This window comes from Spirochaetae bacterium HGW-Spirochaetae-1, assembly GCA_002839375.1.
Classification (GTDB): Bacteria; Spirochaetota; UBA4802; order UBA4802; family UBA5550; genus PGXY01.
Map to the genome: position 1 here is coordinate 85,522 of PGXY01000005.1, position 13,686 is coordinate 99,207.

Here is a 13,686-nt window from a genome sequence, read left to right on the forward strand (position 1 = left end):
TCATGCCGAGGGGCAGAACCGCGCTTCGCCGGTACGCACGGCATCACACGACTGGTGTATCTGTTTAAAAATAAAAGGCCACACCCACCTGTCCCTTGTAGGAATAGAAGGAATAATAGTGGTCCGTATAGTCTTCCGTCAATACATGAAAACTGTCCCGGTCCTGGTATTCATAATTCCTGAAATTGAAGCCCAGACCGAAATCAGCGAATATGCCAAAAGATTCGCTCACCATATAACGCCCGCCGATAACGGCCAGGACAGTGGCATCAATGGTTTTCTTTATAACTTCAGAGCCTGAATCTTCCTCATTCTTGTAGCTTTTATATTTAAATTCGAATTTGGGGCCGGCATAGAGAAATACATTGCCTCCCGTGCTGAACTGGTAATAGGCACCCAGGCCTGCTCCCGTCTTCCAGACCTCCCTGTTGCTTTCAACGCCGTTATCATCATACTTTCTGTCCGTATACATCCCCATGAGTTCCGGCGCGATAAACAACTCCGGCATCACATATATATGCATCCCGACCCAAACTTCCATGGATTCCAACGGATTCCCTTCTGCGGCGAGAAGCTCCACTCCCCGGAGACCGAAGGAAAGGCCAATCTCATCACCGGAAAAAGACACGTCCCTGTTCACCGTATTTTTTCTGTCCGCCTTCTTCGCGGCAAAAAGGGCTGAAGCCAGGAACAGCGTGCTTATGACACACATAATAGTTATTATTTTTTTCATTATATTCTCCTCCCGGTCCTTCAATTCACGTAAAATACCACGCCCACCTGGGCCTGGTATACATAGATGGTTTTATATTGCGTACTTTCAGTACCGGGAGTCGAATCAAAATCCTCACTCCTATTATCGAGGAACATGAATCCCAGGCCCAGGTCTGCAAAAATACCAAAGTTCCGGGAAAACATGTACCGGCACCCGAAAAGACCCGACAGGCGCAGCTCATTGACAGTGTTCTTCTCATAATCACTGGTAGAAAAATCTCTCCCATCTTCAAATGACGTAAAGATATAGGCCATTTCCGGTCCCGTATAACAGTAGAGGTTTTTATTCACGGTGAACTGATAAAAGACGCCCAGGATTCCTCCCAGGCGCCAGAAAGGCTTATCATAGTCCCCCCCGGCTGGCAGGTTATTAGAACGATTCATCGACGTGAAACTAAAAGTAACGAGGGTCCGTATCATGAGGTAATCATCGATATTCATGGTAAGACCAAGCCATTGTTCACTGTAGGGCTCCACCAGGTCAAAATAATCGTTATAAAAATCATTGTACCCGGAAACACCCATGGTGAGCCCGGCACGGAAGCCGGTAAAATAGGTGTCATCATCTGCAGCAAAGGCTGCCGATGACAGAAACAGCGCCAGCAGCAGCGCCGCGGGAAGCGTTATCTTTTTCATGTATTCCTCCATAGTAATATTTTTCATATTCCACGATCCTGAGGGTATAACTTGACGGCAAGGTGACATAATATAGAGTTTATGCGGGTAAAGTCAATGGTTTTATCAAATGAAGAATATATCAGACTTGTTGCATTCCTTCATTGCAGCCCCGCTCCGGGGCTGCTCATCGGGGATTCATGGCAGATAGGGTTTCTGATTATTATAATTTCCGCCCTGGTACTGCAGTTTTTCCGGGAAGAACTATACCACCATTGCCTGGCAGATTTCCTCGTCGAAATGATTGGACTCTTCCGGATGATGGGAATTGTAATGCACCTGGGCGAAAAAGGGATTTTTTCGCGCAATTGCATCATGATTCCATCCCGGGGCCTCGCAGTGGGGGCACCAGTGACCACCCAGGAGGGTCAGGGTTGTACTGGCTTTGAACTCATGGCCAAAGGCGCATTTCCATGTAAGTTTTTCATCACGGTCTTCGTTATAGGACGGTGAGAGCAGTTCTCCTCCCCTGAAACGGGCCGCTTCACGAAGCTCATTGATGGTAAGGGCCTCAACAGCCACCGATGTATCGTATCCGTGATCCAGAAGTCTTGATTCGGCGTTTATAACCGGCACATCATTCCAGTCTCCTATCTGCAGAGATCGTTCATATGATCCGAAAAATGCGGTAACCCTTCCCGCCATTTTTTCGGCATTTTTTTTCCAATAAAGGGGGCCGTCTTTCCGTAAAGCCATGGGCCTCATGACCAGATTTTTAATCACCGGTTTCGGCACATATCTTCCCAGAGGTACATACCAGGCCATAGCTTCCTTTACCTGCCGGTAGTGGTCATTAATAGACTGCCGCTGGTTGCCCAGGTACCGGTGAAGGATGTGGGAGTCTTCAAAATAGCCGCAATGAAAGTTCCGCAGGCAGAACCAGTCTCGGTTCACTACTCTTCGGAAATCACCCATACCCATAAGGTTCATCATCTGGTTCATATAATCGATATAAATAACCCGGCAGGATTCTCCACCGGCCATGTTATAAATGCGCCGCCAGAAATCAGAATTATCGGGAATGTCAATAATCCGCGAAAGACCGTATCCAGCATCAGCTGCCGTATTCAGCTCAATGTGCTGTTCAATGGGCTGATGAAACATAATGGGGTCCATAAGGGACATGGAGTCGGGAATGGCAATATACGTCTGACGAAGCGAGACCCAGTGTTTGATGCCCGATTCAATAAGCATCCGCTCAGCGGCAATTTTAGTCGTGCCATAAAAATCAAAACGTGAAGGGGCCATGGGGTCACCGGTTCGTATACGGTGAATGGGGGGAAGCCTGTCTCCATACTGGGCAACAGAACCGATCATTGCGACCTTGATCCGTTCGGCGCCATTGGGCTCTTCTTTTATCGCTCTTATAATATTCTCAGCGCCACCGGCATTGACCTGATATGCTTTATCCGGATAATGGTCCGCTTTCGGTGAAATAAGGGCAGCAGGATGAAGGATATACTCCTGGCCGCGAACTGCTTCCCGGACCAATGCATAGTTTCTGACATCACCCCAGACAATGGAAACCGTACCGCTATATTTATTAAACATTCTTCTGTTTTTCCTGCTGGGCCGCAGAAAAAGGGTCAGATTGATATCATCAATATTTTTTAACAACTCATGAAAGGCTGCATTACCCATTGAACCTGATGCGCCTGTCAGCAATACATTTTTTCGGTCCTTCATAAAGAGGTTCTCCTGAGACAGTATTAAATTTTGGTTATCATTGATTAACTTATTTAATTAACTTATTAATTTATTGCCTGAACATAATTAAACATTGATATACAGGAAATTACACCACCCAAACCCGTTCCACGAGACTGAATGTCACTCATCTAAACCTGTTACTCAAAACAACAATGTTTAATTATTGATTGAAAGAACCGGGCAGGCAAGGCTTTAAAAAATTATTAAAACCTGTTCATTACCATGTAATGTATTTCCTATGATGACGGGTTGTCAAGAAAAAAAAGCCTGTCACATCTTCATCCCAAAGAGAAAACGGGAGACGATGTTCCTCCTTATTAGCGCTTCGTAAAACAGTAACGATAAAAGAAACGATACTGATTGTATCAATAGAAAAGCCATGCAGGACGGCCAGGATACGCAGCCAGTCCAGATAATATAAGCGCTGTCTTGTCATTCAGCTTCCCAATGATTCTATGAGTAGTTTAACTGCCCCATCAATGGACAGGTGCGTCACTGTGCGGGCCCAGTGGATCAACAGCGTAGCTTTTGACCGCCTTCCGGGGAATATAGATTTCATTGCTATCCATGCAGCCTGATTCTTTTTGTTTATAGTGAATTATTATCGTATCGTCGGTCACCCTGACAATTTTGCATATTATGGTGCTGCCGTTTCTCAGCACCACTTCATCGGCATGGGAGTCCGGTGCGAAGAGGAACAAGGGCATCATGAATAACAGCAACACCAATATTCTTTTCATTTAAACAGACCTTCCCGGTTCATTTCATGAAGCACATCCATGATCATTTCACTTTTAGCTGTCGATATCAGTTTTTCATCTCCATCGACAAAAAACTGAATTAGCATAAAAGACAGGTGATACCATGTTTTGAATTCAGCCTTTCTGCTGAAATGATAGTCGCGTTCCGTATTCTTAACATGGAACCGGGCTTTCATTTCCAGCATCGTTTTATCCACAGAGGGTATTATCATGAGCGTACACAGTGAAATCCAGTCCATAAAATCCCTGTTATCGTTTTTTTCATCAAAGAATAATTCAATAAAATAATCCGTATTATACTTATCCTTCGGGACTTCTTTTGAGTAGCTGTCAAAGATAATAACAGGATCGGAAATACGGAAGGCATCAAAAACACACTGGCGGACGATATACGTCATATGAAAATAATATTCAGGATACAGAAATTCATCACGGTCTGACCGGACAAGGACCGTCAGTGTTTTGTTTTCCGCAAGATGGGTGATATTATCTGCGTGTTTAAATCCAGCATCAGTTCTCTGCATATAACTGCAGCTGACTGTTACAATCACCAGTGCAAGTAGTGATACGATATGTGCCGCGCTCTTCATAATGATCATCTCTACTGTAGAGCTTTTTATCAGATCGAATTTTGATCGTCAAGAATTATTCCCTTGATTATTCCGGCGCGGCATGTTTATCCTGCTGTAGAAATATTCTTCAATAGCAAAGTATCAATGAGAATCAAAGGAGAAACCCATGTCAAAAACCATACTCATCACCGGGGCCAGTTCCGGCATAGGACAGGCCCTGTCATACATCCTGGCAGAAAAGGGATACAACCTGGCCCTGGCCGCGCGGAGCATCGATGTCCTGGAGAAAATGAAAGGCGAGCTGACAGGCAAATATCCTGCAATAAAAGTGGAAGTACGGAAACTCGACGTTACGGACTATACGGCGGTGCCCCGGGTCATGAACGAACTGGCAGAAGTTCTGGGCGGCCTTGATATCATTTACGCCAACGCCGGCATCGACGAGGTGGGCAAAGTGGGCACGGGAATCTTCGAGAAGCACCGGAAGAACATCGAGGTCAACCTCCTGGGCGCCATCGCCACGGTGGAGGCCGCCGTGGAATACTTCAAAAAGCGCGGACAGGGACACGTCATGGCCACATCATCCATTGCCGAGTACCGGGGTCTTCCCAACAATTCATCGTACTGCGCGGCCAAGGCTGGCATCAGCATCTTCTGCGAGGCGGCACGGGCCGAGCTGCACGGCACGAAAATAAAGATCACGGTCCTTTCACCGGGCTTCATCGACACGCCCATCAACCGAAAGATGAAATCGCGGCCCTTCGTCATCGATGTGGAAAAGGGAGCGCGCGCCATCGCCCGGCTCATGGAAAAACAGGTGAAGCGCTCAACAGTACCCGTGTTTCCCTGGAACCTGGTGCGCCGCCTCCTGAGAATACTTCCCACGGGGATGATCGCGAAGATGTGAATTAATTGAACATGGAAATCATGCCGGTTTATGTTTTTAATTAGTAGTTATACAGTCGCAGGTTTTTTATAAACTTGAAATCCTTAATATTATAGGTGAACAAGTCCATGCCATAGACCATCGCAGTTGCTGCAATAATTGCATCCGGTATATTCAATGAATGGCTCTTGGCATATTTCTCTATCAGAGCCACAGCATTTTGCGATACATTTGAATCGACATGGAGTATTTCAAGGGATTGTATCGACTTCTTTATTTATTAAGCTCAGCCTTATTTAAAGCGCCGAAATACAATTCCATTTCAGTTATGGAACTGATCGATATATATCCAGTCCGGCATTTTCCATGACACCGATTGTTTCCCTGTTCCCCTTGAATAACTCGATGATTATGTTAGTATCACATAAAATCATCGCTTTCTGTCCCATGCAGCGCTTTTTATTTCTTTCAGACTGATTTTCCTCCCTTTCCAGAGGCCATACAGCTTTCTGAAATTGCCGCGGTTTACACCTTTTGTTTTTTGTTTTTCCAGAACTGCTACAAAAGGAATCGATTTTAAAAATTCTATCAGCGCCTTTTCTTTCGATTTATCATGTATGTCAATTATTACCCTGCTCATGGCTGCACCTTTCAATTTTTTGAATAATACTACTCTCCCATGCAATAAAGTCAAGACGAGTTTTTTGAAAATAAGGGAACCTGTAAAATTTTTAATATTGGGTGCATTCCACTGGAACCTGGTGCGCCGCCTGCTGCGTGTGCTTCCCACGGGAATGATTACGAAAATGTAAAACAAGGGGCGCCCCTGAATGTTTCAATTTATGCGGCCCGTATAAAAATTATTCATTTAAAAAGAATAAGCCGCACCGGCCGTGATGGAGTAGCCTGTGAGCTTGATAGTTTCTTCCCAATCAAATGTCCCACCTTGAGCAGCAGAGGTATCTTCCAAGTACGCCGTTTTAAAACTTTTATATTTTGGCAGGAACTGATATTCTCCTCCGATAAATATTTTATATGCTGGGCTCAATCTATATTCAATGAGAATTCCATGCTTCACTCCTGTCAAACTCTCCGGGATAGTTTTCAGCAATCGCCCCGTGCTTTCCCCTGTGTCCCCGCGCCCCTGTGGTTACATTTTCTTTTTTTCTTCCGGAATGAATTTCTTCCCCGCAGCGGATTGTTTTTAAATATTAACTTGACTTTTCTGTTGTATATTATTATATTGCATACAATATAATAATATACAACTCCGGAGGAGATCATCATGAAACAAAGCAATTGCGAAACCTGCCCCATGCGTAAAAAGTATGACAAAAATCCCAAATCCCTCGTGGGACGTTTCTGGAAATGGCACATCGGCTTTTGCCCGGGATGGAAATCGTACCTTTTATCAAAATCGCCGGAGGAGCGTGAAGAGCTCTTCAAGGTCTACGGCCGGCGCAACCTATAATCAGGAGAAATACCATGTCAGCCTTATACGATATCACGGTAAAAACAAACGCCTTGCTGAACAGATCCATGGGCGAATACAAAGGAAAGGTGCTGCTCATCGTGAACACGGCCAGCAAGTGCGGGTTTACGCCCCAGTACGACGGTCTTCAGGCCCTCTATGCAAAGCACCGGGAAGAAGGTTTCGAGCTATTAGCCTTCCCGTGCAACCAGTTCATGGAACAGGAACCGGGAGATAACAGCGCGATAAAGGAATTCTGTTCCGTGAACTTCAACATTACCTTCCCCATATTCGACAAGGTGGATGTGAAGGGCGATGCGATCCATCCTCTCTACGCCTTTCTCACCACGGCGAAACGGGGAATCCTGGGAACAAAGGCCGTTAAATGGAACTTCACGAAATTTCTCGTGGACCGTACGGGAAACGTAGTCAAACGCTACGCGCCTGCGACAAAACCGGAAAAGATCGAGGGAGATATTGAGAAGCTTCTCAGAGAGAAATAGACCATGAAAGACGAATATCTCCGCCTCGACAACCAGCTCTGTTTTCTGTTCTATTCCGTTTCGCGGGCCATGACGCGGATGTATGGCCCGCTCCTTGCGGAACTGGGTATCACCTACCCCCAGTACCTGACCATGCTCATTCTCTGGGAGAGCGACCACGTGGAGGTGAACCGCATAACAGAGCTGCTTCACATGGACACGGGAACCGTAAGCCCCATGCTTAAAAGGCTCGAGACGGGCGGCTTCATTATCCGTGAACGGTCAAAGGAGGATGAGCGGAAGGTCATCATTTCCCTCACGAAGAAAGGGGCGAATCTGAAAGCGCGGGCCGCAGGTGTTCCCGAGGAACTATTCTGCCGGACCGGCCTTAGCGCTGAAGAGTATCACCGGTTTAAAAAGGAACTGGCGGATCTTCTCCTGCGCATGGAGGGCAAATCGGAATGCGGCGGAGCCGCCCCACGGTAAAAAAAAGGCGCCCCTTCCGGGACGCCCAATGGATGTGTGGTGTGTATCACAATTGGGATTTACGCCCTTTTCCTCTCCAGAAAAACTGAAGAAACAGGATGGTGTTCGGGCAGATATTCGGGCATACAAATCTCCTGAAGGGGGATATCATTCCCCTTTACCGGAGCCGCATGGAGCACATGACCATAAGAAATCCACTGCGGAACATCGAGCTTTTTCCCCCCGGGATGGTTCCATGTTTTGTACCAGAAGATGTCGTTGACGGACTTGCGCTGCTCCATGGCCTGCACCTCGGCTATCATGGCATCGCTCTCACTCTTGGCGGCCAGGGCCACCACGGCGATGAGCTTGTTCGTTTCAGGGAGCTCCGGAGCCAGTATATCCCAGAAACCATGTCCCCAGCCTCGCTCCAGCTGCTCAACGGAATCATTACATTCGGCCGAATGGATGGGGCCGGTAAGACAGAAGGCGCCGTAACGCATGTCTTCTCCGCGGGGTATATCCGTGGTGCCGTCGAGGTGGATGGAATTCAGGCCGGCCTGGATCGCCTCGCCGATGGAATGCTCAGTCATATCAACGGGCCTGCCGAGACGCTTCGCTTCCTCCATGTTGATATAGATGAATATCATTTTATGGGCGTCCTCCCGGGGCTTCAGGACTTTTTTGCCCATGGCAACCACCATGTGGGCCAGGTTGGTATAATCCTCCAGCGTGGCCTGGATCATGCCCTCACTGAAATTGCTTTCATAGGCCCTGATCATGTCATCATAGGTTTTTGAAAGGCCCGTATCGATACGCTCCCTGATACGGTCCAGGATTTTCTTTCCTTCATCGTCGCCGCCGTTCACCACAATGGTCTTCACCATATCACCGACGCCGTTTTTCACCAGCTCGCCGTTGAAACTCCTGAGAAAATTAAACATTACCGCGGGTTGGACGGACCGGGAAAAATCCACGTTCCTCCGCTCGCTTTTGCGCTCGATGATCTTGGCAGCGGCAATATCCATATGCTTCTTTTTAAATTCCACACGGTCCTGCTGCTGCTTGAACCCGATCTGGATTATGGAAGCGATCTTTCCATTGGGATTCATGCCGGGAAGGAGAAGCATCCTTTTCAGCCTGTCATAACCTTTACTGTTAGCGCCGTTGATGAGCTCTGCGCCCAGGCTGTGGCGGATGATATTAACTCCAACAGCGCCTCCCAGCACCGATCCGATGGCCGCCTTGATATTATGCTCAAAGGTCCCCATGTCGATCTGTTCAAGACTGAGCATGCTGGGCGGTATGGGCATCCTCCTGAACCGCAGCATGTCCATGAAGGGGCCGCCGTATCCCGTGTTCATGAGAACTACCGTGGCAAAGGCATTGTCAACGAAGCGCTCTTCACCGCTCATCTCGCTGAACTCATCGATAATCTCCCGCATGTTGCCGTTAAAGGTCCAGTCGAAGTACATGCCCTCCCAGTGCTGCGAATAAGTAGCGTTTGTCGCCTTGAGCCCGCAGGCCAGGACCTGGGCCAGGCGGTGCTTGTCGGGCACATCGGTGATTTCAAAAGGAGTGAAATCCTGGCCATAATAATGACTTGACTTCCAGATTCGCCTGATTACCATGTTTTCGCGATGACTTACTGAAAGAGGGTACAGAAGAAACGGCACCTGGCATGTGCCGGGATGTTCACGGGGAACCCACTGTGACCGGTGAACATCCGCTGTACCTTCCACTCCGATCCTTCTCCCCTTTTCATTACCCAGAACTTTTGACTTTTCAAAAGTCTCCATACATAAACCTCCAATTTTAATAATTTCATATAGCATTCCTGGAACTCCTGTGGCCCCCGGCAAATGTATATGTTCGCTAGCTTTAATTATTTACTGCCACCCCCACCGGGGGTTTATATATTTTTCTGTCTCCCAAAGTCCCCCTCCGGGGGATTTAGGGGGCTTTGTCCTTCACGAATCCCCGGAAAAGAACCTCCAGTATCTCCGGTATCTCATCGCGGAGATCATAATTCATGCCGCTCTTAAACCACTTGATAACTACACCGTCGATATATCCCAGGACGCCGTAAAACACCGTGTAGAAGTTGATGGTCTTCAGCATATTCTTCCGGTTCATGGACACGATATGCTCCTTGAACATGGGCAGGCTCGAGGTGAGATGGTAATAGAACACCACCTTGTTTCCCGTGCCCTGCGAATTGGACTCGGTCTGGATGAGAAGATAGATCACGGGATTACGCGAGATGTAATCCACCCAGAACTCGATCATCTCGCGGATCTGTTCAAGGATATTGATGCTCCGTGAATTGATCTCATTAATGGCTCTTACAATTTCCCCGTAATGTTCATCGAGAAGCTGCTCCATGAGCTCTTCCTTGTTGTTGAACATGCGATACACCGAGGCCTTGCCGATGCCCGCTCCCTGGGCGATGCGGTCCATGGTGGCCCTGCGGAAGCCCTCCTTTTCGAAAACGTCCAGGGCGGCGCGGAAAATTTTATCTTTTTTTTCATCCCGCGTGGGACGCTCCTTTTCAGCCTCAACATTTTCGGGAAAGGGCGATGATAGAAAAAAATCAAGATGCTCCGGCGACAGGGAGAGATTTTTGAGTCCGAGACGTTTTGTCTCCGCCACTGCCGCCCTGAAGACAAGCCAGGCCGACCGGGGCATGTCCTTCTCCAGCAGGTATGCCAGTATTTCCGTAAGATAACAGGAAAGGCGCTCATGGAAGGACCGGTCTCCGTCCTTACCGTCCCTGTCGCGCCCGGGGGGAATCATTTCGCCCAGGTTCTTCCTGAATATCCTCTCGTCGAAACTCCCGTCGGCGGTAAAATATTTGCCTATCTCCGTATAGAGAGGTATCCTGTTGCCTGGTTTTTTTTCTTCGGTCTTTTTTGCCATATCTGTGTCCCGCCTTTTACCTGCAAATTTCATACACTGCATACCGGACGTACTGGTCCGTCCGTTTACTTTACATGCATAAAAATGTCAATACTTTTTTTGCAAAAGCATCAATGTATGCTCTTATATTGCTCATTTAACGGCAATTCGGAAAATTATTGAACAGGCAAGCGATTCAATGCCGGAAAAAAATGGGGACTGTACAGGCTGGAAAATAATATGAATTCGTGCAGGACAAGAATTGTGAAAAGCTATTTCTGAGAGATTCCAGGCGAGGCCGGTCGGGCTTTAATTACTCAATTCACCATCGCACCCAGTAGCAGATTTCGCTGTAGTGCCGGCTTGAACCGGAACTGACCATGACGGTTTCCCGTATTATTGACAAGAACATATCTCTTTTCTGGTTTTTCCGTGTCACGGGAATTACCAGCAAATTGAAAAGGGAGACCTTCTCGTCCCTGGCAAAACACTGCAATCAGCTTAACGATTTCAACTGTCCATGCCACGCCCGGTATCGGCACGAGACATTCAGTTTCATTAAACCGGTTTTGACGATGGGAATTTCCTCTCAGCACCAAAAAACGGCAACCCTTTCACAGGGCTGCCGCTGATAAGTGCATCAGAATATGATGAAACCTATTGAAGAATCAGCCGATTCCGTATTTCCCTTCCTTCTAAATCATGTGAAGAGACACTGAACTCTATCTCATTGAGTTCAACGCTTTCAGGAGAAGTATCGCCCTCATCATCACAGTCTCCACCCGTACATATCATCGGGTTAAACATTTGAGCAGTGTACTCCCCATTATACACATTGCCCTCTTCCTCGGTGTAATTGGTATTGGTGCCTGAATCACTTCCGTAAGTCCAGTCAAACTTGAACCCGGCCCCCAGACTGTAAAAGGATAAACCCGCAGGCAATGACCAGGCATAGGCCAGTGTCCAGGTCGAGGGCGTTTCTGGAGTGATGCCCGTTATTCCGTCCAGGCTTGTTGCCGCAGGGGCGGTGAAGGTGGCGAAGTAGCTCCCCGGGCTTGCCGAAAGAACGGTCCCGGCAATGGGGATGTAGTTCAGCCTTTTCACACCTGTATAGACCGGAGTGAAGGTATCACCGGCAGTAAACGTGTTGCTTGTATCATTATCATTAAGCCGAAGGGCTATATAGCGGTACATCCGGTTTCCCATGGCCGTAATGTCCAGTGAAGAGATATCCTCATCGATCTCCAGATAGTCCTGGTGTCCCATATCGGTGCTGTTGCCGTTTACGATTTCGAATTCATCAGAACCCTCTGACCTGAGCAACAGAAGCCCTTTATCTCCTGATGAGTTGTACTCCGCCCTGATGCCGTCACCCATGACCAGTATGGCATCAATATCATAGAGAGCCTCAGACTCATCGTACTCCCTGAAGCTGAGGCTGATCCCTGTGGATATTTCGGGTATGCCGCCGTTCGTGATGCTTCGCTCCATGTAACCCTCGACACGGAATCTGTCCATGGGACTCTGCGAACCGAGCCACTTCCAGTCGGGCTCGTCATCTGTTCCCTCATTAATGAAGTAGTCATAGCCGGTCATGGTAAAAGTCTGTTCGCCCATTATGGCCGTGCAGGTGGTCTCGCATATCAGGGTTTTTTCGGTGAAGGTCCAGTCTTCTCCGCTCACGGTCAGTCCCGGAGCAGCCGGATTGCCATTAAATTCAGGAATATTGACGGTGGTGGTGGAAAAACTAAAGGCCTCCATGCGTCCCAGGATACGGATATTCTTTAGAGTCCACGAATGGACATTAATGAAAAAACCCTCCTCGAGATCGGATTTATCAGCGATGAAGTTGTTGATTGCCGTTGTCCTGCCTACTCCTTCATCAAGAAAGAGAGCATCACCGGCATAGTTCGCTTCCAGCAGCACCTCAACCGCGTCTATATCATCAGCGTTCGGAATGCTTCCGGAAAAGCGCACCGGATAGTTCCGCGCGCTATATATGTTTTCAAGGGTCGCCCGGGCAAGGTCAAGGTCCGTGGCCTCTTCCTCTATCACATCTACAAACGAGTCCAGATCAGTCACTGTCGCGGTATCCGTGGTAACATTCTTTTCATAGAATATGGTTCCCGTAGAGGTGCTGCCTATGGTAATAACCGTTTCACTCCCAGAGGTGGCAGCCTCAAGGCTTACCACGTCCAGGACCTTATCAAAGCCGGTACCATCAGCGGTAAAGCTGCCGGAGACAAGATCAAAACTCCCATCAAGACTGGAATCAACTTCCGTCATGACCGTCACAAGAATACTGGAAAGCTCCTCCTTCGCGTCATTCACATTTACAGCTGCCGGTGCATCGGGGATGTCTGCACCTTCAGTCATCATGTCAACCGGATCGTAGAGTTCTTCAGGGTCCTCCTGAAGAGCCATGTGCATGATAAGCGTTGTCGCGGGCGTTACATTGACATTCCCCGGCTCGCCTATTGTTGAATAGAGCTGCACATACTTCGTTCCCACGTTCCCAATCGCCATCAGCACAAAGGGCCCTGTCATCCCTTCAGTGCTGATGGAGAAGGTCCCGTCGGCCCCGATCACACCGCTCGCCAGGGCATCAAGTGAATCCCTGACATACACAGTGCCGCTCACGGCCGCCCCAACAGCAGCAGTGCCTGTAAGGGTATTTTCCGGGTCCGGAGAGGAACTGGAACCGCCGTCACAGGCTGTTATAACCGCAACTGCGGCAGCCAGGATAAAACTGAATAATTTTTTCATAAGCTCCCTCTTTTATTTATGTTAGATTTATCGCCGTGGGGAAAATCAGATAGTGCAGGGAAAATGTTTTTACAATCGTTTATATTTGACAGACATAAAACGTAAGGTAATAATTTCATATACTTCCCTGGAAACAATACCATATTTCACAATATCATCACAATTATCTACGCCTGCTTTAGACGTATAGAACATACGCATAATCCCTGAAATAACAACCGATGTG

General features: G+C 47.9%; 16 protein-coding genes and 1 pseudogene. 5 read left to right on the forward strand and 12 right to left on the reverse strand.

Annotation, left to right across the window (positions count from 1 at the left end; all coding sequences use genetic code 11):
* Nucleotides 1-64: 64 nt before the first annotated feature.
* The 5 genes from CVV44_10720 to CVV44_10740 all read right to left on the reverse strand — a co-directional run bounded on the left by CVV44_10720 (nucleotide 65) and on the right by CVV44_10740 (nucleotide 4,519).
* Nucleotides 65-757 (reverse strand): hypothetical protein, encoded by a 693-nt coding sequence (locus tag CVV44_10720; protein ID PKL38353.1) that lies wholly within the window; start codon nucleotides 755-757, stop codon nucleotides 65-67.
* Nucleotides 754-1,437 carry a hypothetical protein gene (locus tag CVV44_10725; GenBank protein PKL38354.1) on the reverse strand — a complete coding sequence of 228 codons (684 nt, stop codon included), beginning with the start codon at nucleotides 1,435-1,437 and terminating at the stop codon, nucleotides 754-756. The genes CVV44_10720 and CVV44_10725 overlap by 4 nt, the downstream gene beginning before the upstream one ends.
* Before the next feature lie 216 nt (nucleotides 1,438-1,653).
* Nucleotides 1,654-3,135: an epimerase gene (locus tag CVV44_10730; GenBank protein ID PKL38355.1), complete on the reverse strand. Its 1,482-nt coding sequence runs from the start codon at nucleotides 3,133-3,135 to the stop codon at nucleotides 1,654-1,656.
* Nucleotides 3,136-3,635: 500 nt separating this feature from the next.
* Nucleotides 3,636-3,899, reverse strand: a complete 264-nt coding sequence (locus tag CVV44_10735; GenBank protein PKL38356.1) for a hypothetical protein — start codon at nucleotides 3,897-3,899, stop codon at nucleotides 3,636-3,638.
* Nucleotides 3,896-4,519, reverse strand: a complete 624-nt coding sequence (locus CVV44_10740) for a hypothetical protein (protein PKL38357.1) — start codon at nucleotides 4,517-4,519, stop codon at nucleotides 3,896-3,898. The genes CVV44_10735 and CVV44_10740 overlap by 4 nt, the downstream gene beginning before the upstream one ends.
* 139 nt (nucleotides 4,520-4,658) lie before the next feature.
* Here CVV44_10740 and CVV44_10745 point away from each other — a divergent pair, with 139 nt between their 5' ends.
* Nucleotides 4,659-5,399 carry a short chain dehydrogenase gene (locus tag CVV44_10745; GenBank protein ID PKL38358.1) on the forward strand — a complete coding sequence of 247 codons (741 nt, stop codon included), beginning with the start codon at nucleotides 4,659-4,661 and terminating at the stop codon, nucleotides 5,397-5,399.
* Nucleotides 5,400-5,439: 40 nt separating this feature from the next.
* On the opposite strand, the pseudogene CVV44_10750 reads toward CVV44_10745, so the two are convergent.
* The 4 genes and pseudogenes from CVV44_10750 to CVV44_10765 all read right to left on the reverse strand — a co-directional run bounded on the left by CVV44_10750 (nucleotide 5,440) and on the right by CVV44_10765 (nucleotide 6,665).
* A pseudogene (locus CVV44_10750) lies at nucleotides 5,440-5,812 on the reverse strand (hypothetical protein).
* Nucleotides 5,809-6,195 (reverse strand): hypothetical protein, encoded by a 387-nt coding sequence (locus CVV44_10755; GenBank protein ID PKL38359.1) that lies wholly within the window; start codon nucleotides 6,193-6,195, stop codon nucleotides 5,809-5,811. The pseudogene CVV44_10750 and the gene CVV44_10755 overlap by 4 nt, the downstream one beginning before the upstream one ends.
* A 51-nt stretch (nucleotides 6,196-6,246) precedes the next feature.
* Nucleotides 6,247-6,489, reverse strand: coding sequence for a hypothetical protein (locus CVV44_10760; protein ID PKL38360.1), 243 nt, complete (start codon nucleotides 6,487-6,489; stop codon nucleotides 6,247-6,249).
* Entirely contained in the window at nucleotides 6,483-6,665 is a 183-nt protein-coding gene (locus tag CVV44_10765; GenBank protein ID PKL38361.1) for a hypothetical protein, read from the reverse strand. The genes CVV44_10760 and CVV44_10765 overlap by 7 nt, the downstream gene beginning before the upstream one ends.
* Between CVV44_10765 and CVV44_10770 the strand changes: the two genes are divergently transcribed.
* The 3 genes from CVV44_10770 to CVV44_10780 are packed head-to-tail and all read left to right on the forward strand — an operon-like array spanning nucleotide 6,664 to nucleotide 7,817.
* Nucleotides 6,664-6,849: a hypothetical protein gene (locus CVV44_10770; protein ID PKL38362.1), complete on the forward strand. Its 186-nt coding sequence runs from the start codon at nucleotides 6,664-6,666 to the stop codon at nucleotides 6,847-6,849. The genes CVV44_10765 and CVV44_10770 overlap by 2 nt on opposite strands.
* A gap of 14 nt (nucleotides 6,850-6,863) precedes the next feature.
* Nucleotides 6,864-7,352, forward strand: coding sequence for a glutathione peroxidase (locus CVV44_10775; GenBank protein ID PKL38363.1), 489 nt, complete (start codon nucleotides 6,864-6,866; stop codon nucleotides 7,350-7,352).
* 3 nt (nucleotides 7,353-7,355) lie between these two features.
* Nucleotides 7,356-7,817 (forward strand): MarR family transcriptional regulator, encoded by a 462-nt coding sequence (locus tag CVV44_10780; GenBank protein ID PKL38364.1) that lies wholly within the window; start codon nucleotides 7,356-7,358, stop codon nucleotides 7,815-7,817.
* 59 nt (nucleotides 7,818-7,876) lie between these two features.
* Here the strand turns inward: CVV44_10780 and CVV44_10785 are convergent, their stop codons facing one another.
* Complete coding sequence (locus CVV44_10785) at nucleotides 7,877-9,631, reverse strand: hypothetical protein (protein ID PKL38365.1); 1,755 nt, start codon at nucleotides 9,629-9,631, stop codon at nucleotides 7,877-7,879.
* A gap of 118 nt (nucleotides 9,632-9,749) precedes the next feature.
* Nucleotides 9,750-10,757 (reverse strand): hypothetical protein, encoded by a 1,008-nt coding sequence (locus CVV44_10790; GenBank protein ID PKL38366.1) that lies wholly within the window; start codon nucleotides 10,755-10,757, stop codon nucleotides 9,750-9,752.
* A 317-nt stretch (nucleotides 10,758-11,074) separates the two neighbouring features.
* Between CVV44_10790 and CVV44_10795 the strand changes: the two genes are divergently transcribed.
* On the forward strand, nucleotides 11,075-11,326 hold the full coding sequence (locus CVV44_10795; GenBank protein PKL38367.1) for a hypothetical protein: 252 nt from the start codon (nucleotides 11,075-11,077) through the stop codon (nucleotides 11,324-11,326).
* Nucleotides 11,327-11,351: 25 nt separating this feature from the next.
* On the opposite strand, the gene CVV44_10800 is transcribed toward CVV44_10795, so the two are convergent.
* Nucleotides 11,352-13,460, reverse strand: a complete 2,109-nt coding sequence (locus tag CVV44_10800; protein ID PKL38368.1) for a hypothetical protein — start codon at nucleotides 13,458-13,460, stop codon at nucleotides 11,352-11,354.
* Between the last annotated feature and the right edge of the window lie 226 nt (nucleotides 13,461-13,686).

Bases quoted from the DNA above. Each gene is read 5' to 3' on its own strand.
- CVV44_10780 (PKL38364.1), top strand. From the start codon at position 7,356: ATGAAAGACGAATATCTCCGCCTCGACAACCAGCTCTGTTTTCTGTTC.
- CVV44_10800 (PKL38368.1), bottom strand. From the start codon at position 13,460: ATGAAAAAATTATTCAGTTTTATCCTGGCTGCCGCAGTTGCGGTTATA.
- CVV44_10740 (PKL38357.1), bottom strand. From the start codon at position 4,519: ATGATCATTATGAAGAGCGCGGCACATATCGTATCACTACTTGCACTG.
- CVV44_10785 (PKL38365.1), bottom strand. From the start codon at position 9,631: ATGCTATATGAAATTATTAAAATTGGAGGTTTATGTATGGAGACTTTT.
- CVV44_10730 (PKL38355.1), bottom strand. From the start codon at position 3,135: ATGAAGGACCGAAAAAATGTATTGCTGACAGGCGCATCAGGTTCAATG.
- CVV44_10725 (PKL38354.1), bottom strand. From the start codon at position 1,437: ATGAAAAATATTACTATGGAGGAATACATGAAAAAGATAACGCTTCCC.
- CVV44_10795 (PKL38367.1), top strand. From the start codon at position 11,075: ATGACGGTTTCCCGTATTATTGACAAGAACATATCTCTTTTCTGGTTT.
- CVV44_10790 (PKL38366.1), bottom strand. From the start codon at position 10,757: ATGCAGTGTATGAAATTTGCAGGTAAAAGGCGGGACACAGATATGGCA.
- CVV44_10770 (PKL38362.1), top strand. From the start codon at position 6,664: ATGAAACAAAGCAATTGCGAAACCTGCCCCATGCGTAAAAAGTATGAC.
- CVV44_10775 (PKL38363.1), top strand. From the start codon at position 6,864: ATGTCAGCCTTATACGATATCACGGTAAAAACAAACGCCTTGCTGAAC.
- CVV44_10735 (PKL38356.1), bottom strand. From the start codon at position 3,899: ATGAAAAGAATATTGGTGTTGCTGTTATTCATGATGCCCTTGTTCCTC.
- CVV44_10745 (PKL38358.1), top strand. From the start codon at position 4,659: ATGTCAAAAACCATACTCATCACCGGGGCCAGTTCCGGCATAGGACAG.
- CVV44_10765 (PKL38361.1), bottom strand. From the start codon at position 6,665: ATGATGATCTCCTCCGGAGTTGTATATTATTATATTGTATGCAATATA.